Origin of the sequence: Bacteroides ndongoniae, from assembly GCF_900108345.1 — a bacterium.
Lineage (GTDB): Bacteria > Bacteroidota > Bacteroidia > Bacteroidales > Bacteroidaceae > Bacteroides > Bacteroides ndongoniae.
The window spans coordinates 1,328,672-1,352,521 of sequence record NZ_FNVV01000014.1 but is presented as its reverse complement, the minus strand read 5'-3'; the positions used below and the strand labels follow the sequence as shown (position 1 = coordinate 1,352,521).

The 23,850-nt window shown below is 45.0% G+C and carries 13 protein-coding genes and 1 riboswitch; of the genes, 6 read left to right on the top strand and 7 right to left on the bottom strand.

Annotation, left to right across the window (positions count from 1 at the left end):
* Positions 1-134: 134 nt before the first annotated feature.
* Both BQ5591_RS16380 and BQ5591_RS16375 read right to left on the bottom strand, forming a co-directional pair.
* Positions 135-2,255, bottom strand: a complete 2,121-nt coding sequence (locus BQ5591_RS16380; protein WP_071150125.1) for a DEAD/DEAH box helicase family protein — start codon at positions 2,253-2,255, stop codon at positions 135-137.
* A complete protein-coding gene (locus BQ5591_RS16375; protein WP_071150124.1) occupies positions 2,245-4,359 on the bottom strand; it encodes a radical SAM protein in 2,115 nt (704 codons plus the stop codon). The genes BQ5591_RS16380 and BQ5591_RS16375 overlap by 11 nt, the downstream gene beginning before the upstream one ends.
* Positions 4,360-4,898: 539 nt before the next feature.
* On the opposite strand from BQ5591_RS16375, the gene BQ5591_RS16370 reads away from it, so the two are divergent.
* Positions 4,899-5,849, top strand: coding sequence for an IS1595 family transposase (locus BQ5591_RS16370; protein WP_071150123.1), 951 nt, complete (start codon positions 4,899-4,901; stop codon positions 5,847-5,849).
* Positions 5,850-5,867: 18 nt separating this feature from the next.
* On the opposite strand, the gene BQ5591_RS16365 is transcribed toward BQ5591_RS16370, so the two are convergent.
* From BQ5591_RS16365 to BQ5591_RS16350, 4 genes are all read right to left on the bottom strand, one after another.
* A complete protein-coding gene (locus BQ5591_RS16365) occupies positions 5,868-6,482 on the bottom strand; it encodes a hypothetical protein (RefSeq protein ID WP_071150122.1) in 615 nt (204 codons plus the stop codon).
* Positions 6,483-6,486: 4 nt separating this feature from the next.
* Positions 6,487-8,007, bottom strand: coding sequence for an RNA-binding domain-containing protein (locus BQ5591_RS16360; protein ID WP_071150121.1), 1,521 nt, complete (start codon positions 8,005-8,007; stop codon positions 6,487-6,489).
* Positions 8,008-8,368: 361 nt separating this feature from the next.
* Positions 8,369-8,965, bottom strand: a complete 597-nt coding sequence (locus BQ5591_RS16355) for an imm11 family protein (RefSeq protein ID WP_071150120.1) — start codon at positions 8,963-8,965, stop codon at positions 8,369-8,371.
* Positions 8,966-9,046: 81 nt separating this feature from the next.
* Complete coding sequence (locus tag BQ5591_RS16350; RefSeq protein ID WP_071150119.1) at positions 9,047-13,927, bottom strand: RecQ family ATP-dependent DNA helicase; 4,881 nt, start codon at positions 13,925-13,927, stop codon at positions 9,047-9,049.
* Positions 13,928-14,740: 813 nt separating this feature from the next.
* On the opposite strand from BQ5591_RS16350, the gene BQ5591_RS16345 reads away from it, so the two are divergent.
* From BQ5591_RS16345 to BQ5591_RS16335, 3 genes are all read left to right on the top strand, one after another.
* Positions 14,741-15,721, top strand: a complete 981-nt coding sequence (locus tag BQ5591_RS16345; RefSeq protein WP_071150118.1) for a 6-bladed beta-propeller — start codon at positions 14,741-14,743, stop codon at positions 15,719-15,721.
* 484 nt (positions 15,722-16,205) lie between these two features.
* On the top strand, positions 16,206-17,411 hold the full coding sequence (locus BQ5591_RS16340; RefSeq protein ID WP_071150787.1) for a multidrug effflux MFS transporter: 1,206 nt from the start codon (positions 16,206-16,208) through the stop codon (positions 17,409-17,411).
* 118 nt (positions 17,412-17,529) lie between these two features.
* Positions 17,530-17,738: riboswitch (cobalamin riboswitch) on the top strand.
* A 78-nt stretch (positions 17,739-17,816) separates the two neighbouring features.
* Complete coding sequence (locus tag BQ5591_RS16335) at positions 17,817-19,820, top strand: TonB-dependent receptor plug domain-containing protein (RefSeq protein ID WP_394331811.1); 2,004 nt, start codon at positions 17,817-17,819, stop codon at positions 19,818-19,820.
* A 254-nt stretch (positions 19,821-20,074) separates the two neighbouring features.
* Here BQ5591_RS16335 and BQ5591_RS16330 read toward each other — a convergent pair whose 3' ends face one another.
* The gene (locus BQ5591_RS16330) at positions 20,075-21,361 is read right to left on the bottom strand and encodes an IS1380 family transposase (protein WP_071147970.1); all 1,287 of its coding nucleotides are present in this window, start codon (positions 21,359-21,361) and stop codon (positions 20,075-20,077) included.
* Positions 21,362-21,531: 170 nt separating this feature from the next.
* On the opposite strand from BQ5591_RS16330, the gene BQ5591_RS16325 reads away from it, so the two are divergent.
* Both BQ5591_RS16325 and BQ5591_RS16320 read left to right on the top strand, forming a co-directional pair.
* The gene (locus BQ5591_RS16325; RefSeq protein WP_205410646.1) at positions 21,532-22,602 is read left to right on the top strand and encodes a YncE family protein; all 1,071 of its coding nucleotides are present in this window, start codon (positions 21,532-21,534) and stop codon (positions 22,600-22,602) included.
* Positions 22,602-23,735 carry an ABC transporter substrate-binding protein gene (locus tag BQ5591_RS16320; protein ID WP_113740894.1) on the top strand — a complete coding sequence of 378 codons (1,134 nt, stop codon included), beginning with the start codon at positions 22,602-22,604 and terminating at the stop codon, positions 23,733-23,735. Before BQ5591_RS16325 ends, BQ5591_RS16320 begins: the two co-directional genes overlap by 1 nt.
* The last annotated feature ends 115 nt before the right edge of the window (positions 23,736-23,850 follow it).

Sequence of the window (23,850 nt, the reverse complement as noted above, 5' to 3'; positions counted from 1 at the left end):
TTTTGTCAATAATTCGTTTACCTTGACGGCCTTCTTCTATACCAGAAAGTACGCTCTTGATGTTCTTCTGCATAGCAATATCAGACTTCGTCTTTTCTGCTATCTTTACTAGGATCTTTTTGTTAATAGCCATATTAATCTAATGAATTTATTATTGTTAACGCATCTATTGAATTGATTGCATTTGCCGCAATTTCTTTGAGACGTATTTGTTCTTTCGCTCTTATTTTGCGTTCAAATTCAGCATAATCATCTCCCACAGAATGTACCGTATCAACGCAGATATCGTATAGCACTGCCGAATGTTTGTTAGGACTCTGGCGGATAATACGACCTATTCGCTGAACATATTCACGTGGATTTGTACTGGATGCCATCAATATTCCCACATCTGCCGTTGGAATGTCTATGCCTTCATCCATACATTTAATAGCAACAATTACCTGATAGTCTCTAGATTTGAACTTTGATATGATATGCTCCCGTTCAGACTTATTTCCAAAACGTTTCTCTACTTTGGTTCCTTCTTTCTCGGTTAACTTATGAAAAATGATTTCTCTTGACGCAAGGATATTAAGCACCTCCACCATTTGTTGGGGAGAGACAAATATGATTAAATTTTCTATTCTACCTTTTGCTTGTAACTCATCAAGAATTATCTCCAATTGATTATATTTTGCGGAGGCATTCTTGATGATGTTTGCCCTTTTCTCTATCAACCGCTCTAATGTTATAGTAGTATCTGGGGTATTATCTTTCAAGTTCCACAATTTACTAATCTTCGCTGAAATATTCTTGTATTCTTCAGTTTCATCTTCATCAAGCGAGACCTTGGAGATGAGATAATGGTAATTGACAAGGAAATGTTTACCTGTCATCGGGTTGTATTCCGTTAATGCATCTTTGATAGTAAACTCGAAATTCGCATTCCCATAGAAAGCTACAAGTTTGGCAGTACCCACATCGTCAAACCAACGGCTTGGAGTAGCGCTAAGTCCGATCCTGTATTTGTAACAAGGTAACAATGCATGCTGGAATTTATGCGCTCCCAGCCAATGAGTTTCATCACCTACGAACAAAACATCTGTACCATTTTGAAGATTCTGCTGAATAGCGTTCGTGAATTTATCAGAAGAAGCGGTATTGTGTGTTGTATATAAGCAGATATGATCAGCCATACCCGCCCCATTCTTTAATAGTAATTTAACCAGCAATCTATCCCATTGAGGCACAGAACCATCAATAATAACATTTTCATCAAAAGTAAGTTTCTGAGCATCCACTTCATCTTTCCATTGTTTAGAAAGCGTATTTTGCGGAGTAGTTATAATTGTAATAAGCCGTTTCCTTGTTTGATTCAGATATTTAATCCCAGCAATGGCTGTTCTGGTCTTTCCAGTACCAGTTGCCATCTCAAAGAGTAGTTTATAATTATTCGCCTTCCATTTATTTAATGCATCAGCCTGATAGAAAAATAATTTCTTGTCGTTCTTAAAGTCAAATTCCCTTAATCGGATAGTACGATATTTCTTTAAAGAGATGCTTTCCTTATCGAAGTCAGAGGAATAGTGGATAATATTTGATTTTATGGCTGACGGGAGATTGTAGACTTTTACGTTCTTTCGCTCGTCATTCCATATTTCATTGAATCGTTTTCTGTCTCTCACAAAATACTCACGTGCATCCGTCCACTCCTTGAACACCTTAAATTCTTCATCATTATTGACCCATGCTGAAGCGGTTTCGTTAATAGAACCACTAAACGACATTTCATTTCCTTCTGTATCCTTTAGTATTCCGACCTTCTGATGGAATAATCCTTTTTCGGATATAGTTTCATTGTCACAGATACTACCATCATCATTAAAGACAATAGCTAATTTCATTTCTAGTAAGCCTGATGCGAGCATCCAACCAAGTGCCTTTACGTGGTTTCTCTCAAATTCATTTTCAAGATTGTCCAAATCAATTCCAAAATCAGACATTGTAAGAGAGGAATCGTCTGCGACTATCTTCTTGACAATATCAATATCTTCTCTATTCAGCCTTGGACTTGTAATAAGTCTCATCCTACCACCATTAACAATAAAGTCGGCTATACCGCGAGCAGCCACAGCTAAGGATGTAGATGAAAAGAATCCTGTAATCCTGTCATATCGCATCGCAGCACCAAGGACAGGCACATAATAATCTTCTATTATATCATCTACACCAGATTCATAACATGGTTTAATATGTAAATCCCTAAAGCTCATAATCTATTGATTCCTTTATTGTATGAATGATAGTATTAACATTAGAACGTCTTCTTACCTGAGTGGTATGAGACAATATGCTAAGTATTTCATCACGAACTTTATCTGTGGCTCCTGCTATAAAATAGTTCTGAATGAAAGGTATATACAAACATAATTTTGGAAGAATGTTTCTTCTATCTGCTTCACTTAATTTAACAAAGCAACTACCTAGAGCATTGGCATTTCCACGACACCTCTCAAATCTGCAAAGTCCCAACTGTGCAGCTGTTTTCATGTGATTCTCACCATATTTCTTATCGGCAACATCCTTACGCTTTTCGGCTCGTAGCATATAACCCATTTTTGAGTAATCAACATCTTTTAACCCACAATTTTGAAGCATATACGGTACAGTATAATATGCATCTCTGAAATCGCTAAACTGCGATATATCCTTCTTGTCGATTTTCGCTGGCTCAAAGCCATCTTTAATAATTTTCAATATCTCGCTACATTTGTGTTTTTTTAGAACCTCTAACAGCAATTTACTTTTCTTCTCATCCTCCAAAAGACTCACATCTTTATGTGTATAGAATGCCTTCAATAAGACTTGCTCGTATACACTGTTGCCGATTAAGTTATCCCAAAAGTCGGTGTTAAGGGTAAATTTTACTCCTCCCAGTATTATCTCGGTATCACGATACCATAAGTTAGAATCTATCATCTGCTTAAACGACATATTGAAAAAAGATAAAAACAAATCTTTATGTTCCTTGAATTGATTCAGGAAATCTACAACAGTTTTCAGAGGGGTGGAAATTCCTATTTCATCATAATATCCATTATTATAGTCTTCCAAGAACTCCTCATAAGTTTTAAGTTTTGACGGTTCACGGCCAAGGGTATGTTCTTCCCAAAAAGTTTGATTTTTATAACAGAACTGCCAGAACGACAAGTTACGGAAAAAACCAGGTTGGTTACACCATCTAGCTATCTGCACATAAATGTTAGATAGAGGTGCTTTCTTGTAATCCTCATGTCGCATGATATACGGAAGACATCCATATCTCATCAGCACACAGATACGCATAAAGATTTCAGCCACATCCAATTGAAACTTCTTGTAGTCTTTCATAGACTGTCGGAAACCACAAAATAAGTAGAACTTGGTTTCTTTCTTGGGACAATAGTATTTCCATATTTTAAGTGCTTTTACAATAACCTTGCGGTCAGACCAATTGTCAAAAGCAAAGATGAAATCTCCATGATAATTGGCACTGGCCAATTTCCTTGCTATATCTTCTCCACGTTTATGTTGAGCTATCAATCGTTCGTCAAGTCCCTGTCTAAATTGAAAAGGACGTTTCGTTGCTATCAATTCGTCGAGCAAAGACTCCCAGTTGGGTGATGCTAAGAAATTATCATCCCAAAGATAAATATATGGACGCTTTAGTTTCCCAGTTTTCTCGTCAATCTCGTTGTCAAGAAAATCACTGAGTTTAGAATAAGGCATAACCTTGCGTTCCAACTTGTTAACGCAAAATGGGCAGCGACGGAAGCAACCTCGTGTTAGGAAACCAATGGAGTATTCTTTGTAATCCTTGTAATATACATCCGATGCCTTCACGTTCTCCATTGCACTGATGAAATCATCATACAGATGATAGTCAGGCATCTGTATCTGCATGTCTATTCCGTAACTACCCGACTTATTCTTCAAAGTATTCAAGAAAGCATCCTTTTCTAACTTGAGCATATCTTCTTCACGTTTCTCTGCAAAGCCTTGCTCTTCAGAAAGATTTGCGTAAGTGCCTGTTCCACCCATACGGACACGCTTTGATAATTTTTTATCATTGAGGAGGGTAGTTAGTACAAGTGGGGGATTATCAATGGTAAAAGTAAAGACACAAGAAACATAGAAATAGTTATACTTCTTTAGCTCCTCAAAGTTACTTTCATTCGTAATTAATTCGTAGCAATTGGCATCATCGGTATAGCCCCGCACATAGCCATTATCTCTAAAATATCCAGCGATCTTTAATAGTGCAAGATTAGGGTGCCTCGTCCCATTACAAAGCAGGTCGGCATCCACAAGCCCTATCTTAATCTTTCGTCTCGTCATATTTCTTAGTAAATCATGTTATGCAGCGTCAAAATAACATTGCACATGTATATATTAAGTAAATAAATTGTAGATTTTTTATCTACGAGTATCATCTAATCTCTATCCTTTTCTGCCAATCACTTGTTAATCAAGTCGCATTCTACAAGGACTACTTTAGTTCTATTTAATTTGCCATTATATTGTCATTTCCCTTCTTATTATTTTATATATTTTAATTATGTGCAAAATAAATGAAATAATATGAGGATATCCCATAAACTTTCAAAAAAGAAAAGTTTTAGACTATATATTCACAATTCTGTCGTTTATTTGATATCTCATATATTTTCTTTATCCCTTCTCTCTTTTACCCTTTCCTGTCCCGGCATTTTTTTAGCCAATACACTTTCTCCGGCAGGAAAATAGATAGGAAAAACTTTAAATGAATGTCCGCATGTTACCAAATTAGCAAAGTTTAAACTGCCCAATTGCCCCACAGGCATGTTTTGGAACACTTTATGCAGGATATAAAACGTAAGACAATAAACATATGCATTATGAACCTGCTTGATTTTTACCGTCAATATCCCGACGAGGCATCCTGTGAGGAAGCCCTTCGCCGTTTCCGTGAGCATCATGGCCTGTTCTGTAGTCAATGCGGCGGTTTGCGCCTGAGCTGGAATCCGAGCCACAAGTCCTGGACGTGCATGGATTGCAAACATGAGATGCAACTTCGTTCCGGTACGGTAATGCAAGGCAGTCATCTGCCTGTTCGTGACTGGTTTGCTGCCATGTTCCTTCTGACGGCGACAAAGCGTGCCATATCCACCAAGGAGATACAGCGCCAGATTGGCCGTAAGCGTTACCAGCCTGTATGGGAGATGGTACACAAGCTGCGCGACGTGATGGGCAAGCGCGACGGACGCTACCCTCTCCATGGGGACATGGAGGTTGACGAGGGCTTCTTCTCCACGGAAACGCCCGAAGAACAGAAAGATTGCCCGTTGAAGCGCGGACGGGGAAGCCAGCGCAAGACCCCTGTCCTTGTCATGGCGGAAAGCAGCCTGCCAAAGACGCCTCCGGCCAAGAAGTACAGTACGCCCAAGAGTGTCGGGCATATAAAGATGCAGGTCATCGATGATTTCAAGGCTTCCACCATTACCGGCAAGATTAGGCAAGGAACGGACGGGAATGCCGATATGACCACGGACGGGTTCAGCAGCTATGCCTCTCTTGGAAAGGACGGGGTGGCATCCTCCCATCATGCCGTCGTTACGGACGACAAAAGGAGTGTCGGGAAAGTCCTGCCATGGGTACACATTGTCATCAGCAACGCCAAGAGGAGCATACTGGACACTTACCATGACATAAAAGCGGAGTTCCTCCAGCTCTACCTCAACGAGTTCTGCTACAAGTTCAACAGAAGGTATTTCGGATGTAGCCTCTTTGAAAGGCTTGAACTTTGTGCGTGTTCCTATAGGGCGGACTTCAAACATAGAATTTACTAATTGGCAACTTGCGGACATTCATAAAACTTTATATAAGAAACTTACAATATCATTACGCTTCTTTCCCATATTGAAAAAAGCAGAACAAACAAAATACATAAGGTCTTGCTGACTACATGTATCTTTTTGCTGAATAGATATTGATGGAGCGATGATCAAGTCATGTTCTGCAAATGCGCAGGCACAGGCAAGAATAGCTTTCTGCTCTTCCTCAGTAAATACTTTGATTTTGTCTGTTAACCATTCAAGTTCTCCTTTGAGAAGTGATTTTTGCTTTTCATTTTGATGTTTTAATAGAGCATTTACATTTTTTTGTTGCTTTTCTGTCAAGGCATTTTCTAAAGCTTGATTTTTTTGTTTAAGAAGATTGAATTTCAGCAAACCGGCAATGTACATACAAAAATATCCCACCGCAATATCGAATATTAAAATAAGCAGGTATTCTTCACTTGAAATTTGCGTAAACTTAGTCAAATATTCATTGATAGGAATAACGGCAAATAGCATGATTATGGCTATTACATAAAGCACTATATATCGAGTTTTATGTTTTACTTGCTGTAAAGAAGCAAACAAAAAGGCGATTACCAAAATGGCAACTATAACACAAAGTGGTATAAGATATATTCCCATAGGTCTATTCTTCTGCTTTAGGATTAATTACAATACGCCAATAGCCACCATGATCTGCTCCCTCTCTGACAAGCAAACCTTTGGCTTTTAGATTTGCAATCTGCATTTCAATGGCTCGTTTACTGACTCCTATTTTTTCCGCCATCTTATCTTGAGATATAGAGCCATCTGATATAACAAGGTCAAGAATGCTTTGTGCTGTCCGTCCCAATCGCTTTTGTTTCACCGAAGAATTTTGCAAATCACCGAAGGTTTTCACCGAAGATTTCTGTAAATCACCGAAAGTTTTCACCGAAGATTCTTCATCGATAGAGTACTTTTCGAGGCTACTATTTACCCTGTTGGCAACTTCCTCTATAGGTATCCTTCCGTTCTCTCCCCAATTCAAATTATAGAATGTGGTATAGAAAGAAATTGCTTCCGTTTGATATTGTGGTTCTTTGCCCGGAAGGAAATTAGGCAGTTTTTCCGTAAGTTCCCGCATTTTCCTTAAGCCCGAACCACGTTTCTCCATATAGTCCAATTGAGTAAACATATCCGCAATAACTGGATTACGGCGCATGGACGGCACTTTGTATATGTCCCGGTCTTGAATTTGTGTACCATCAAGCATTGCTCCTGGTGATACCAATTCTACTCGGTCATCATAGATGTCAATATGTACTTCACCACCCATTACTGTGTAATCTCTATGGATAAGATGGTTTACCAACCCTTCAAAGATTGCACGATCGGAATAGTCGGGAAGGTTAAGTCGATAGTTCGGCATCTTCACCCATCCGCTCATAGTATAATTCTTGATGAAGTCCATACCATATTTCAAAAGCAATACAAGATTTGCCCGATGTTCCACGGAACTGATAGCATCGTCTTTATAAAGTCCTGTCCAACGGGTGCAGAAAATACGTGATTGGAATACAGTGCAATTATCCACAAACAGCAATCCGGCATTGGTCAGTTTCCCGTCAGATGTGACAAGTCCGAATGATTCCAAATACTTATCATTCCATTCCTGATGGGTTTGTTCGCGGAAAGTGTTGGCTAAGATAACGAAAGAATGTTTGTTGGCATCCACTTGTGTAGGCAGCGAATCCCAAGTCATGTGCGTACCCTTTAATACCAATGAAAGAAGTTGTTGCGAATTGCATTCCACACTTTCATTACCAACTCGTGTATAAGCTGTACGTGTTCCGTCTTGATAATAATAATATGGTGTCAGCGTTCCTGACTTTACTCTTACTTCAAGCAGGTTACGTCCTTCATGTTCAATCGGAATAAGTTGTACCTCTGGTACTGGGTCAAGTCTTGCCTTTATCATTTCACTGATAAAGTCAGCATCTGCTTGCGGATTCTCCAAACCTACAATCACTCCGTCATCATTTACTCCATAGAACAAACTGCCACCGTCCGTGTTGGCAAAAGCCGACACAGATTTAAGCCATGACTTTACTTTCTTACGTTCCAGCATTTCCTTGAAATCGTAAGACGAGCATTCCGCAATCAATGTATTGTTATGAATTTGCATCGTTTTCTTTTTGTTATTAGGGTACAATTTCCCAATATCATATACAAAGATAGGGATAAAACCGGATATTTTGTTAAAATCGCCCCATTGATTTGATTATTATGTGTTTATATCACGATATTTATCAAATAAATCTGTACTTTTGCAGTAAAGAGCTGTGGTTGCTTATGGATGCTTATTTTCGGGTTTCCGCTATATTTGCAACACGTTCACGCAAGTTGCTCATACAGAGATACTGTTGATTTTGAGGAAGTAAAATAGCCCCTCTAAGCAGTACATTATACAATAAGAAACGCGACTGTTTCAAGGAAACTTGAGGCAGCCGCGTTTCTGTTTTTATTCTGTTAAGTTTGTTCTTTCTTTATTTCCCACAAAATATTGGCATGAATTCTAATCCAAAGTCAAGTTTGTTCTTTTGGATACTTTTGCGGACTTCATCCGATACGATAATGTCGTTAATGACGGGTTGAGAGTTGAAGACATTTAGTGATTTCACCTTATTATAGTCGAGTTTTAGTTTAAGAATCGTATCTGTTCCTTCTACATAGAGGGTGTTTTGGGGATCTATTACGTCGAATATCTTTTTGAAGTGCATGATGTAATATATCTGATTGCCATATTCCTTGCTGATGGCCTTGACAGGTAGAAACTCTATGTCGTTGGCAGAGGTGACGTACGACTGTAATAAATCCTTCAGAGCTTGGTTGACCATGTTGGCTCCACCTATACACATGTGGAAAGGGCGATATTTTCCATCTCTTAATTCTACGACGAGCGATTCCCAGTTTTTCACTTCCTGTCCGTCTCTTGCGATAGGGTAGGGCCAGCTATCGGGAGCGTACAGTACTCCTCCTTTATCATTCCCTTTTACGATGAATTTATAATACCTGACGTCGGTATTTACTGTTTTGCTTTTATAGAAAATCTTTTTTAAGGTTTTGATATTCAATAGTTTCATTTTATTTCGTTTACTACATTTTATGCAGTGGACTGAAGATTTTTACGCAATGCTTATTTATAAGGAAGAACGAAACAATGTTCATCCTCGCGACAACACCAGCTCGGGCAACAGAACAGCTGTTTCCGGTTCTTCTTTGGGGGCATCTTTAGGCTTCCAGGCCACAACGAAACGGACGGAGGCAGACTTTACTTCGTAGCCTTTCTTGTTCCATTCCGATATTACTGTTTGCATGTTTGTCGACAGTCGGGCTACCGGCTTGTTGCCTGATGTTTCGTACAGCGTAAAGTCTTTGTACTTCAGGCTGTCTCCACTTCTCAGTGCCAGCACTTCCCGTTTGAGGTCTTTGAAGTATCCCAGAAAAACGTCTTTGTGCGAGAGTTGCAGCACAATTTCTTCGGGCATGCTATACTGGCGTGAGTCGGTGAGGTGCTGGTCGGCAGGCAGTTGGCTGAAGCAATCGCCGTCGGTGTGGATAAACAGCCGGTTCCGGGCGCGGGTCATGCCTACATAATATCGCCGCATCAGTCGGTCGTCTTTCTGGAAGTTGTCGGCTATCAGCATGTAGACGTCGTCAAACTCACGTCCTTTTGCCTTGTGGATGGTCGATACGACAACGTCAGCACCCGACACGTCGCAAAAGTCTTCGACCGACGATTCAAACACAAACTCCTTGAAATCGCTGACGTATTTTGCCTGGCTGGTCTGTTCGAACAGTTCCACGCACCGCTTCACGTATGTCAGGCTTTGGCTTCTTTCGTATGTCGCAAAGGTGGCACGCTTGGCTTCGTCCCACGTTTCTAGGGGAATGAGGGGCGTTTTTACCTGTTTGTCGATGTACTTCAGGAAGTATCTCATCTCGGCCATGTTCCAGAAGCGGAAGCCGTCCATCGTCTGTATCAGTTTGCTGCTGATGCCATGTTTCCGCAAGAGGGCTACCAGGATGACGGCTTCTTCGTTGGTCTGGGTCAGCACACACGAGGTACCGTTTCCACGGTGACTGATCAGGTCTTCGACGAGTGGCTGATACATATAGGCCGAGTAGTGGTGTGTCACCTCCACCCGTCCGTCTTCTTCTCGCATGGAGAGGATAGGGGTAGTTTTGATTCTTTTTCGGATGACTTTGGCAAATTCGTTGGCGAAACCGACCGGATGGCGTGCGCTTCGGTAGTTCTCGGTCATTTCGATAAACCGACTGCCGCTTTCCTTGGTCAGGCGGTACATGTATTCCGAGTCCGAACCGCGGAATTCGTAGATGTTCTGGTCGTCGTCGCCCACTGCAATGACGCGCATTTCTTCGTTATTGGCCATCAGGGCACGCACCAGTGCATATTCTTCGTCGCTCATGTCCTGTGCCTCGTCTATCACCAGTACCGTTTTCCCGATTCGGTTGGGTTCCACTTCACCCTGTTCTATCATTTCGGCAGCTTTGGCTACTACGTTTTTAGCTTCTTCCAGATTGCCTATCCGTCCCAACAGGTCGAAACAATAGGAATGGAAGGTCTTTATTTCGACAAAGTGGGCGGCGTTGCCGATCAGTTCCATCAGCCGTTGCTTGAATTCCGTTGCCGCTGCTCGTGAGAAGGTCAGCATCAGCAGTTGTTCGTGTTTGACGTCTTCGAGCAACAGCAGCGAGGCCAGCTTATGAACCAATACCCGTGTCTTTCCGCTTCCGGGGCCTGCCGCCACCACGATGCAGCGTGAGTCTCGGTCGGAGATGATTTCTCTCTGCCGCTGGGACAACTGGCCGAACAGTTGCCGGTATTTGCCGGGTGTCAGGTTGCGCTGTATCTCGCCGACTCTGTCTCCTTTGAAGTATTTGGCAATGAACTTCTTGTAGTCCATCTGGAAATAGTCCTGCACGTATTGCAGGGCGGCGTTGTAGTCTTTCACCATCAGGTTGGCATATTCGCCTACAATGTGTACCTGCTGTATTTTTTGCTTGTAGAATTCGTTCAGCATCCGGTAGTCGTCCTGCTTGTATCTCGACTTGTTGTCTTTGAGTCTTTTGATGTCCATGGCGTTGTAGAGCACCAGAAAGCCACCTTCGAGCTTGAGCGCGCCGATTTTCGACAGGTAGAGCAAGGCTTCTTCTACGTCCTCTAACTGTAGTTCGTCCAGTCCGCTGAAGAGGGGTTGCGGGTTGGCTTTGATGCTGTTCAGCAGTTCCACCACCGAGAACTGGATGGCCTGCTGTTCGTCCGAAGCCTCTTTTCCGGTTTCGGCAGCCAGACGGTATAGCCATTCGATGGCGAACCGGCTGATTTCCAGCCGCCTTTCGAAACGCTTCAGCAGGGCTTCCCTGTCGACCCGCAGGCTGATTTCCAGGTTGTGTGCCGCGTCTTCTTTCTTGCGGGTATAACCTTTGATGGTGAGGAAATAAAGCAGGGTTCGGATATCTTTCTCTCTGGATGTGCCTATTCCTGCATTGATGGCATTGTCGTTCAGCTGTTTGCACGATATCCGCCAGGTGGCGTCGGGTATGTTGTCCAGAATGTACCTTTCCAGCTTTGCAAAGCGTTCGAGCAACTGTCCTGACCTTCGTTCCGAACTGCCGGCATCAAGCAGGTAAGCCGAGATGTCTTTGCTGTCTGCCAGAATGCCTTCCTGTCGCATCCGTTCTACAGCCGACAACACTTCGCCTTTGCTCAGCCCCAATATGTCGGCCAGATAGTCGATGCGCGATTCTGCTTCCGAATCCTGTGCCTTGGCTATGTGTTTTTGCGAAATCAGCGATTTGATGATTCTGACCGCTTTCTCTATTTCGTCGCTACCGAACAGTACCGAAGCCGATATGCGCTGTCGGGCTTCGTCCATGTTGTTGACCGTGATGCCCGTGGCGTAAACATGGGGCACATTGTTTCCTCTAACCAAGTATCCGCTCTGTTCTAAAGCAGCCAGGGCCGTTCGCACCCGGGTTTCGATGTCCGATACCGAGTCGTCCCATCCTGCCTTGCGGGCAATTTCCAATGCCGAGCAGCATACCCTCATGCGCTGGCGGGTAAGGTCCTTCACTGCTTTCCAAATCTGTTGTATTTCGCTGATGCTCAGTTTGGTCTGGTTCAGCAGAATGAAGTGCTTGTCCAGATCGTTGTCGCTATACAGCACGTAGCAGCGTGCGTTGAGGTGAGGGTCGCGACCGGCACGTCCAGCCTCCTGCACGTAGTTCTCCAGCGAGTCCGAGATGTCGTAATGCACCACCAGACCTACGTCTTTCTTATCTACTCCCATGCCGAAAGCCGAAGTCGCTACAATGATGCGTACCTGGTCGTTCATGAAGGCATCCTGATTGGCCACTTTCTCGTCGGCATCCATCTTGCCGTTGAAGGGCAGGGCCTGATAACCGTCTCGGGTCAGCCTGACTGCCAGTTCGCGGGTGCGCTTGGTGCGCGATACGTAGACGATGGTCGGACACGGATTCTCGGCTACCAGACTTCTCAGTTTGGAGTATTTGTCCTCGTTCGTGTCGGCATGTATCACGGAGTAGCGCAGGTTCTTTCTCGATGCCGTCGAGGCAAACAGCTGCAAGTCCAAATCCAATGTTTGCTTGAAGTAGTCGCAGATGTCCTGCACTACCTTTTGCTTGGCTGTAGCCGTGAAGCAGGACACGGGGATGGCCGTCTTGCAGCCTTTCTTTTCCTGATAGTTGCGGATGAACTTGCCGATGTACAGATAGTCCACCCTGAAATCCTGTCCCCACGACGAGAAACAGTGGGCTTCGTCTATCACAAACCTGACAACGTGGCGTGCCAGCAGAATCTTTTCGATGGTCTTCGACCGAAGCATTTCGGGGGCGATGTACAGCAGCGACACTTCACCTTCCAGCACCCGCTGGATGCACAGTGCCCTTGTGATGGGGTCCAGCAGGCCGTTGATGGTTACGGCGTCGGTAATGCCCCGTTCGTCGAGGTTGTCCACCTGGTCCTTCATCAGCGATTGAAGCGGCGAGATGACGACCGTCAGCCCATGCACGGTGCGGCCTTCCATCAGGGCAGGCAGCTGAAAGGTGAGCGACTTGCCTCCGCCGGTAGGGAAGATGGCCAGCAACGATTTGCCTTTGACTGCCGCATCGGCAGCCTGTTCCTGTAGCGGTTCGCCTTCGTAGGTGCGGAACTGGTCGTAGCCGAAGAAGTTTTTCAGATTGCGGAATATGTCCAACTGGCTGTTGCAGTACGTACAGCCTTCGTTGCAGCGGGTATGCCGCAACAGGCGGATGACGTGTTCCACCAGCGGATACTGGTAGAGCACCCACGGCGGAGTGATGGAGCGATGGTCGGTGGTGTCGATCAGCGCCAGGGCGTATACCAGTTCGCACGGGTACTTTTCTATCAGGGTGTTCAGGTCGGCATGTCCGCAGATTTTTCCTTCGTACAGGTTTCGTATGGCTTCAGCCGTGTCCTTTTCCGTCGGTCGGGCTCCTACCATACGCAGAAAACCCTCAAACTCCTTTTGGCCTTTCAGCAGTGATGCATAGATCTGGCGTTTGCTTTCCGGCAGTAGGTTCCATTGCGCTATCTCGTCCTGTAGCAGGTTCTGGGCTTTCAGGCAGTCGTTCACCGGGTTATTCATCTGGTCGTTTACCAGTTTGTCGTCCTTCACCAGTTTGTGATAAGGACGTTCGGGAAACAGCAAGGGCGACATGTAGAGGGTATCTACCAGCGGACGGCGGTCGGTGGTGTCGGCAAACAGGTATCGGGCATCGTGGTGGATGATGTTGTGTCCGCAGATGTAGTCAGTATCACGCAGGAAGTCGAACAACTCCTTCTTCGAGGCTTTGTGAAAGGTGGCGCCGTCGTGCCGCAGTGCTCCGATGTCGTGTATTTTCCGGTCTTTTACTCCGACTTCCACATCGACAATGGTGTAACGTGGGGCTTCATCGGGTGGCGGCACATTCTCCTTGCCGGCGACTTTGTTGGTGTCTCCGGCGTTTTTCCATCCCATGAGCCTGCTCCATATTGACATCGTTTTTTCTTGTAAAGAGTTAAGGAACCAATTAGTATTTCACAAAGCTACGTAAAAAATGCGTAGATAGCGAAACTTTCGCTGGTTTATTTTCTCCGTAAGCGGTATGCGGGGTGTGAAACCGGTGTGTTCTGCCGTGCTTGCACGGCTTGCGAACGACACTTGCACGGCTCGCGAGCAACACTTGCGTGGCTCACGAGCCATGCTTGTGTTCCAGTCTGACATTGCTTATTGGGCACTCTGGCATTGCTTGTCCGATTGTCCGACATTATTTGTCGTGTGTCATCGCATTACTTCCTGTTTCTTTGGGGGCGGATGGTTGTTTCTGTTTGTAAAGAGGCACTTGACGGTCGTAAAGTGAAACTTTCGGACGTCAACTATGGACTTTATCCGCCTTTTCTCCCTGTTGAGAACTGTTTTTCCCGATTTATCCTTCACGCCTTCATCGTTGTCTTTCGTCGTTGAATGACAGTAAGATATGGTGAAAGGTGATGGTTCACCGCTAGTTTCACCGCGATTTTACGGAGCAGATTTCTTTTTTCGTATGTTTCACCGTAAGTTGTTTGTTGCTAGGTGGTTGTGGTGAAACTTCACGGGGTAAGTCTGGATTTTATAGGTGAAACCAGTGAATCTTTTCTAATTCTCCCCGTTATCGATGTCGCCTTTGCTGAAACGCAGCTGCTACTTGTGGAAAAAAAGAATTTTCAATATGACTTTTCGGTTCAGTTTCTTGCTTTTTTAACCGTTTTTCTTTTTCTTTGTGAAAGAGAGTAGCGAATAAAAACATGACTGAACTTATAGGAGGTAATGTAAATGAAACGGAATCTATTTTTCCTTTTAGCTTTTGTATTGGGTTTTGCCGTAGTAGCCTGTCAGTCTCAAGGGTCCTTGCTTGTACATTCACAGGCAGGTATCATCAATATGGATAGCGCTTCCACTGAACAATGGAGATATTCCGAACTGTTCAAAGATGTTCGTCTGATACCTTTAGAAACCAAAGACGTTTTGCTGTCGAGCATCAGCAAGATGGTGCCTGTGAACGATACGTTATATTTAATGGATCGTCGGGCGGAAGGAGTATATGCTTTCAAGAAAGACGGTTCCTTTATCCGAAAATTCGGGAACAATGGTCCGGCTCCCGGTGAATATGCCGGTTGCAGAGACTTTACTGTTGACGAGGAAAAGAAGAAACTGTATCTGTACGACTCATCACGCAACAAGATATTGAGATATGATTTGTTGACAGGTACTTTTGAGGATGAAATATCCTTAGACGGCCCACCGTTTTATGCCGATATAGCGTATCAGTCTGATTTTCTTTATGCTTACCAGTCGAACCATTGGCCTGCACAGGGCGATACTCCTTATTATCTGCTGCACCAGATAGATCTGTTGCAAGCTGGCAAAATGACTGCCAGCCTGCTGGATTATGATTCATATAATCAAGGTTGGCAAAATGAATTTCTGAATTTTGGTACCCCTTTTACTCGTGTCGGGGATGAACTTTGGTTCTGTACGGCGCTGATGGATACCGTCATGGCCATTCGTGAGGGGGAAGTATATCCTGTTTTGGCTATTCATGGGGAAAAAGTGATCAAACGCGACGACCTGCTCAAGGATAGCAATTTGCATTCGTCTGGCGACCCCGTTGCGCTCACCAAGAAAATGATGCAGCAGTATATGCACCTGACACAGAAGAAGTCTATTGGGGCTTTTGCAATTTCTATGTTCATCAGGGCTATCTTTGGTTTAATTGTTATGGAGGATCGCTTCTTAAAGTACGCCATCATCTGAAAAGTGGTCAGACTTCTATTTTCCAGACACAGAAAGACGATATCTTTTTTGCAGGAAACAAGCAAAACGGCGTTACGCTTCCCGGGTACTTGTGCGCGGATGCCGATGGTGTGTTTTACTTTTATAATACGGAGCAGTTGGCAGAGTTGAAAAGACTTTTCGAGTCCGGTCAGTTGTCTGATAAAGTTGTCAATAAAGAATTGATAAGGAGTTTGGAGAGCGATTCCAATCCGGTGCTGTTGTATTATGAGTTTAAAGACTAAAGCCTGACAGTAGTCAGGCTTTCTTTTTTCCCTAGTTAGGAAAATATTTTTTTTCTAACTAGAGAGGAATTTTTTCCTAACTGGGAAAAAATAAGGGGTAGGGAGGACTGTGTGTTAAGTTCTGAAAATCTTTTCGAAAAAGAGCAAGACGCAAGGTCGATATCTGTATAAACTGGACAGATTCCTTGTAACTTTGCACCGCTTTAAAGAAAGGATAAATGATGGTTAAAGAAAATTCTAAAGTTTTTTTGCTGATATTGCTGGGCATGCTGACGGCATTTGGCCCCTTTGTGACGGATATGTATCTGCCCAGTTTGCCTTCGATGGGCGAGTATTTTTCCACAACTTCTTCGATGGTTCAGTTAGGACTGACAACCAGTATGATAGGTCTGGCAGTGGGACAGATATTCTTCGGTCCGCTGAGCGACCGGTACGGTCGGCGGTTACCCTTGCTGGTGGCCATGTGGCTGTTTATTGCATCGACGCTGTTGTGCCTGTTTTCGCAGAGCATAGAGCAGTTTGTGGCGTTCCGTCTGTTGCAGGGCATAGCCGGTGCGGGTGGTATCGTCATATCGCGTTCGGTGGCAACGGACAAATATTCCGGACGCGAACTTGCCAAAATGCTGGCCGTAATTGGGGCCATTAACGGAGTGGCTCCGGTGGCGGCTCCGATTGTGGGCGGCCTGCTGACCGATGTGATAGGATGGCAGGGCATCTTCTGGATTCTGTTCGGCCTGGGACTGGTGTTATTGGCCTGTTGCTTACGTTTCAAGGAATCGTTGCCGCGTGAAAACCGTTCGGCTGAAAAATGGAGTGATACGTTCCGCAGTTTTGGAGTCGTGTTGCGCGACAGGCGTTACGTGTGCTATGTGCTTCAGATGGCTTTCGCACAGGGAGTGCTGTTTGCCAACATCGCCTCGTCGCCTTTCATCGTGCAGCAGCATTATGGGTTTTCGGCATTTGCGTTCAGCTTGTGTTTCGGAGTCAATGCGCTTGCGATAGGTGTTGCGGCTGCCTTGTCGGTCAAGTTTCGCCGTTCGGAGACCAGCACACTGGTTGGCTGTTGCGGAATGGTAGTGGCAGCCGTGTTACAGTGTGGGGCGTTAATGTCGGCGTGCAGCTTTTGGGTATACGAGGTTCTGATGCTGGTTCTGCTGTTCAGCATGGGGATGACGTTTACTTCGAGCACAGCTTTGGCCATGGAGAGTCAGCGCGAGAATTCGGGCACGGCATCGGCTCTTTTAGGTGCCGTATGTTTTGCGGCGGGAGGCATTGTTTCGCCATTGGTGGGCATCGGTAATATCCTTTCGTCCACGGGAGTGGTATTTGTGGTTTGTGCTTGCTGTTCGCTGCTGTGTATGCTGGTGGCTTTGGGGCGCCGGGGCACACGGCTGTATTTTGCTTTCAGCACGATACGAAAGCAATAAAACGTAACCTGCGCCACGGTTGCCAACTGTGTTTCAGCAAACCACTTCCGACAGAACGCTGTTTGTTGGTATTCAATACTTTTTGTGTGTTTTTGATTGCGGATATTCAAATAAATTCCTACATTTGCCGCTGTTTTGTTCCGTAATCTCCGTTCGGAGATGTGGATGAAAAGGGAATCGGGTGTGAATCCCGGACAGTCCCGCTGCTGTGTGTTTCAAGAGGAATGTATCATACTCGGATGCCACTGTTTTTCTGATAATAAAGAGAATGGGAAGGCGATACATTAGGAAACGAGTCAGAAGACCTGCAAAACAAAGTCGAAAAATTGTCTGTTCGAGGAAAGCAGTCAGTGCACACAAGAATAATGAAATAAAAGATTCTGCCGTTTGTTTATGAAGTGGAGTATGAAGATGCGATTGGTCTGCATCGTATTGTGCTGTATGATGCCCTGCCGGATGGTGGCACAGGAAGTGCAGGAAGATACGATTGCCGGCAAGGTGCATCAGATAGAGAAAGTGACGGTGACTGCCCGTAGGATGCCCAACAAGGTAACATCGACTGTGCCTGTGCAGACCATGTCGAAGCAGGACATCAGCCAGCTTGGCATACAGAACATGGCGGATGCCGTACGTCGCTTTGCCGGTGTCGACGTGAAGGATTACGGCGGTATAGGTGGACTGAAGACAGTCTCTATCCGCAACATGGGTGCAGCCCATACGGCTGTCAGCTACGACGGTGTGGCAGTCAGCAACTGTCAGGCTGGACAGATAGACATCGGACGTTTCTCGCTGGACAATGTGTCGATACTTTCTCTTTCCATCGGCCAGAGCGAAGACCTGTTGCAGTCGGCCCGTCTGTATGCGTCGGCCGGTGTGTTGAACATCGAAACAGAAAAACCTCACTTCGAAGGAAATCGTACTTCTGCTTTTCTGGCACGTGTCAGGGGCGGCTCGTTCGGATATGTAGCGCCCTCTGTCAGATGGTGGCAGAAACTGGGGGAGCGTACACGCCTCTCGGTAGATGTCGGCTATATGCGTGCCGACGGCAATTATCCGTTTACGCTGGTGAACGGGAAGTACGTGACACGGGAAAAACGGAACAACTCTCAAGTGGAGTCATGGCAGGGCGAAGCGACGCTTTATCATACGTTTAAAGATGGAGGGGAGTTGGATGTGAAAGGATATTATTACTATTCAGCCCGCGAACTGCCGGGAGGGGTAACTCTTTATAACCCGATTTCGGATGAAAAATTATGGGATGAGAACTTCTTTACACAAGCGCGCTATAAAAAGAAGTTTTCTGCCAAGTGGACATTGCAGGCGCAGGCCAAGTACAACCACAGTTGGAATCGCTATCAGGACAAAGGTGTGGAATATACCGATGGGGTTTATCGGGAAGTACATCGTCAGGATGAATATTATCTGTCGGCAACCTTGCTTTATCAGCCATTGGAGGACTTGACTTTTTCGTTGGCACAGGATGGAGTGGCGAACACCTTACGCAACAGTCTGCCAGCCTGTCCATTCCCTACCCGATACACTTCAATCAGTGCTTTGAATGGCCGTTATCGAACAGATTGGATGACTGCTACTGCTTCTTTGGTCTACACGGCCACTTCGGAACATGTGGAACAGGGCGATAAGCCGGATAATTTTCATCGTCTGGCTCCATCGGTAACGGTGAGCGTTCAACCTTGGCAGGACGAATCTTTGTTCTTTCGGCTGATGTACAAAAGCACTTTCCGTCTGCCAACTTTCAACGATTTGTACTATTTCAGGATGGGCAATCGAGATTTGCGTCCCGAGAAAGCTAACGAATATAATGTAGGCATCACATGGAGTCGCTCAAAATGGACTATTTTCGATTTTTTGTCGATGACCGTAGACGGATATTTTAATGATGTGACTGATAAGATAGTCGCTTTCCCTACGACTTACGTATGGAAGATGGCTAATTATGGGAAAGTACATGCAACGGGCGTGGACGCTACGTTGTCGGCTTCCATACCATTATTTAAATCTGTTGGATTGTTCGTGTCCGGCAATTATATGTGGCAGAAAGCCATTGATCTGACTGATCCTGACGGTCCTACTTATGAGGCTCAGTTGCCTTATACCCCGTTGCATAGCGGAAATGTGGCAATGGTGATCGAAAATCCGTGGGTGAATATAGGCTATTCGGTTGTGGGAGTGGGTAAACGATATTTTTTGTCGCAGAATATTCCGGCTAATGAGATAGACGGATATGTGGAGCACACTCTCAGTCTGTCGCATGAATTTGCTTTGAAAGATTACCGTTTGTCGGTGCAGGCCGAACTGGTGAACCTGACCGATGAACAGTATGACGTTATTAAGTACTATCCCATGCCGGGGCGTTCATGGCGGTTGACCGGTACCTTTAAGTTTTAAGGTGCTACTGATACAGACGGAAGAATATTGTGAGGATGCAGATTTATCAATATCAAACAAAATAAAGATGAAAAGTATGAAAGCCTCAAATCCGCAACCGCCCTCATAAGATGACACAGAGGTCAAAAAGGTAGCGACACTGTGGCAAAAGAGGGTGCAACGCAGCAAAAATCGCCACAAAGACGCATTAAATCCCCTTACCCCACCATGCGACTTGAGGCAATACGCAAAATCACGACCATAAGTTGTCGGTGTCATCCAAAGTCATTCTGGAACACATCAGCATAAGCGTTGTTGCATGAATAGATATTCAGCACATACTGCCTTGATGTCCTGACCCATTTGGCTGGCACAGAGATGAACTTGAAGACAAACGCCTTGATGCGGCTTGTTGCTTTGAGTCCGAACCTCTTCACGTCAAGCCTCGCCATGATGAATTTATAGAAGTTGCGTATGAGTGCCGTAAGCAGAAGAAACACCGTGTTTTCTCCCATGAAGGATTTTGGAAGCCTGTTCCAGCCGAATCCGTTATTCATGTCATCGAAGATGCGTTCCTTCCCTCCACGGAGGTTATAGAATTCGACAATCTCTTTCTCGGAAGACTCGTAGTCATTTGTAAGGATGCAGCGGTAGGTGTATTCTCCTTCCCACAGGTCGAGTTCGCCGTCTATCCGCTTCTGTCTTTGAATCACAAGACGGTATGCCTTCCCTTTCCATTTCTCGATGAGAATGGAGGCCAGCTCAAACTCAATGCCGCCCAATTCCACTTTCTTCCAACCTCTGAGGGCAAAGATGTCATTGTAGAGCGAACTGCATCGGTTGGCACGGATATAGAAGGTCTTGCAGTGTTTAGCAATCTCTTCCACTATCTCTTCAGAACACGAGCCGCAATCAGCTCTGAAACGGTTGATCATAAGCTTGTTCTTTTCAAACCTTTCAAAGAACCTCTTCAGCGTGTCCTTCTGGTGGAAACGGACATTTGTGTTGCCGTCGCTGTTCTCAATGCCGACAATCAAGTCGCCAATAACCGCCACGCCAGGACGGTATCCGAGAAACTTCTTGTATGTGGGTTTCGCATCAAACTTCTCAGCCTCTATGAACTGGTGGTCGAAGTCAACGTCATACCCCTCGCCATCTTTCAGCTGCCCTGTGGACAATAGGCAATTGAGGAGCAGTGTATTCAGCATGTCTGCCGTGTTTAAGTCGTAGGTCTTGCCAGTGTCGGATGTGTAGGAAATGTTATCCTGGGTCAGTTCCTTTATGGCTCTGAGAATCGTGTCGGCACTGCATGTGCGAAGTGTCGGATGAAGCGAGAGGTGATACATCAGATGAGTGGTGACATCCTCTATGCATGAGCCGCCACAGAAATAAACGCTCATAAGCGAACGGATGATTTCGCTGTATTGATAACCATACAGCCTACATCTCATACCGAGGGTTGAGTCGATTACAGATGAGAGATTGGAGTCAAATTGCTCCATTATTGAAAAAATTCCTCCAAAAGGAGAGAGTTTCTCAGATTTTATTGCTACCTTTGCCATGTCTGTCGGGTTTGATACATATTTTGATTTGCAACACTAAGATAGGTGAAAAATCTGACATGGCAAAATCCTGAGCAACTTTTTGTTGCTCAGGTACTTATAAAATAAGTTAAACTAAAATGCTGCGGAATTTAGGGAAAGTAAGAAGTTTTTTGTTTAGCATCTTGTGTATGCTGGCTTTAGGTGCAGGTTTTGCATCGTGTAGTGATGACGATGACGAAAAAGGTCCGGATGATACGGGTTCACAACTGACTTTGCCGCAGTCACGTATGTTCATTTTGAACGAAGGAGGTTATGGCAGTAACAATGCTGGTATTGCTTTTTATGCCCCTAATGGTGATGCAGACTTCATCAATGATATTTTCTTCTTGCAAAACGCTGCACAATTAGGCGAGACTGGACAGGACATGATTGAATATGAAGACCAGATTTTCGTGTCTGTTTATGGTTCGAACTATTTGGTAAAACTGAATGCTGCTGGTGTGGAGCAGGGACGGGTTTCTTTCGTAAATGATCCTGATTTGGCTGGTCGTATCCGTTATATGGATGCCGAAGATGGTTACATCTATGCTTCGTTCTGGGGCGGTGCTGTTGCCAAAATTAATGCCTCTACTATGGCTCTAGAAGCTAAGTTGACCGGTCTGGGCGACAATATGGAAGGTATTGCTGCCTGTGAGGGCAAACTCTATGTGGCTAACAGTTGTACTGCCGATTATACTACGTATCATAATGATGTAAAGGTAATCGATCTGAATACTTTTACGGTGGCCGAAACGTTGACAGTAGGAGTGAATCCGAACGCTATACTGGAGGAAGATGATAAGATATTCCTGATTTCTTGGGGTAATTACGGTGATGCGGGTTACTCATTGCAGATGATTGATCCGGCAAATAACAATAAGGTGACAGAACTGGGTGTAGCAAGCCGCATGTGTGCCGCTAACGATATGTTGTATTTGGTTTACTCTGATTATGCAGGTGCTGTACTGAATACATTCTTTACTTATGACATCAAAACCGGTCAGCTGAACAACACTTCTTTCCTGAAGAATATACCGGAGGCATTGAAGAATGCAACAATCTATATGCTGGAAGTGAATGAAAACAACGGTGATATTTATATCGGTACGACCGATTATAAGACTACTGGTACTATTTACCGTTTCAAAAAAGATGGAACGCTTGTAGAAGAGTTCAGCGCAGGTGGTATCAATCCTAGTTCTGCAGTTTTTTTTAATTGATGATGAATAAGTATTTATATTCAATAGGAATATTAGTAGCCTTGCTCCTTTCCTCGTGTGGAGGAAGGAGCAAGGCTTCTTTCGCTGATGGTGGTGACACCATCGCTTTGCGCTATGCCGAGAATCTGACACTGGTGTCCTATCCGGGTTATACGGTGGCTACGCTGCGCAATCCGTGGGACACACTGCGTACTTTGCACACCTATGTACTGGTGCCCGAGACGGAGCAGCTGCCGGAACAACTGCCGGAAGGTACCGTAGTGCGTACGCCGTTGAAGAAGTCTGTCATTTACTCGTCCGTACATTGTGCCCTGCTGGAAGAGCTGGGAACAGGCAATGCCATTGGGGGAGTGTGCGACCTGAAGTACATTCGCCTGGCTGCCATACACGAACGGGTAGCAGCTGGAAAAATAGCTGATTGTGGCGACGGCATGAATCCGGATATGGAAAAGATTATCGACTTGCATCCCGATGCCATCCTGCTGTCACCTTTCGAGAACAGTGGCGGCTACGGACGGGTGGAGAAGCTGAACATCCCTCTCATCGAATGCGCCGACTATATGGAGACGTCGGCTTTGGGACGTGCCGAGTGGATGCGCTTCTATGGTTTGTTGTTTGGTGCCGAAGCCGAGGCCGACAGCCTGTTTGCCGAAGTAGACAAACGCTATCAGGAATTGAAGCAGAAAGCCCGGAGTTCTTCTACTTCTTTGTCTATCCTGAGTGAATTGAAGAGTGGATCGGCCTGGTATGTACCGGGCGGGCGCAGCACGATAGGACGTCTGTTTGCCGATGCGTGCGGGCGTTATGCTTTCGCAAACGACAAGCATAGCGGTTCTGTTCCCTTGGCTTTCGAAACTGTTTTCGACAAGGCTGGCGATGCCGATGTGTGGGTTATCAAGTACAATCGTGACCGGGATATGACATACGCCGACCTACAGGCCGATTATATCGGTTATACCGGTTTCAAGGCATTCAAGGAACGTTCGGTGTACGGATGCAATACAGATAAGGTGCCCTATTACGAAGAAACTCCGTTTCATCCGGATTATCTGCTGTCCGACCTGATTCAGATTCTTCATCCGGAATTGGGCAGTTTGGGCGGTTTGCGCTATTTTTGCAAGCTGAAAGAATAATAGCATGAAACTTTCAGGAGTTATTGTCCAATGCTTCTCTATTCAGAGTCTATACTATTGGCCTTTAACTTCTAACGGTGCAAAGCGAAGTAATAACTTCCTTTCACTCCTTATA

Coding starts and splice junctions, on each gene's coding strand:
- BQ5591_RS16380 (WP_071150125.1), bottom strand. CDS start 2,255: ATGAGCTTTAGGGATTTACATATTAAACCATGTTATGAATCTGGTGTA.
- BQ5591_RS16375 (WP_071150124.1), bottom strand. CDS start 4,359: ATGACGAGACGAAAGATTAAGATAGGGCTTGTGGATGCCGACCTGCTT.
- BQ5591_RS16370 (WP_071150123.1), top strand. CDS start 4,899: ATGAACCTGCTTGATTTTTACCGTCAATATCCCGACGAGGCATCCTGT.
- BQ5591_RS16365 (WP_071150122.1), bottom strand. CDS start 6,482: ATGGGAATATATCTTATACCACTTTGTGTTATAGTTGCCATTTTGGTA.
- BQ5591_RS16360 (WP_071150121.1), bottom strand. CDS start 8,007: ATGCAAATTCATAACAATACATTGATTGCGGAATGCTCGTCTTACGAT.
- BQ5591_RS16355 (WP_071150120.1), bottom strand. CDS start 8,965: ATGAAACTATTGAATATCAAAACCTTAAAAAAGATTTTCTATAAAAGC.
- BQ5591_RS16350 (WP_071150119.1), bottom strand. CDS start 13,927: ATGTCAATATGGAGCAGGCTCATGGGATGGAAAAACGCCGGAGACACC.
- BQ5591_RS16345 (WP_071150118.1), top strand. CDS start 14,741: ATGAAACGGAATCTATTTTTCCTTTTAGCTTTTGTATTGGGTTTTGCC.
- BQ5591_RS16340 (WP_071150787.1), top strand. CDS start 16,206: ATGGTTAAAGAAAATTCTAAAGTTTTTTTGCTGATATTGCTGGGCATG.
- BQ5591_RS16335 (WP_394331811.1), top strand. CDS start 17,817: ATGAAGATGCGATTGGTCTGCATCGTATTGTGCTGTATGATGCCCTGC.
- BQ5591_RS16330 (WP_071147970.1), bottom strand. CDS start 21,361: ATGGCAAAGGTAGCAATAAAATCTGAGAAACTCTCTCCTTTTGGAGGA.
- BQ5591_RS16325 (WP_205410646.1), top strand. CDS start 21,532: ATGCTGGCTTTAGGTGCAGGTTTTGCATCGTGTAGTGATGACGATGAC.
- BQ5591_RS16320 (WP_113740894.1), top strand. CDS start 22,602: ATGATGAATAAGTATTTATATTCAATAGGAATATTAGTAGCCTTGCTC.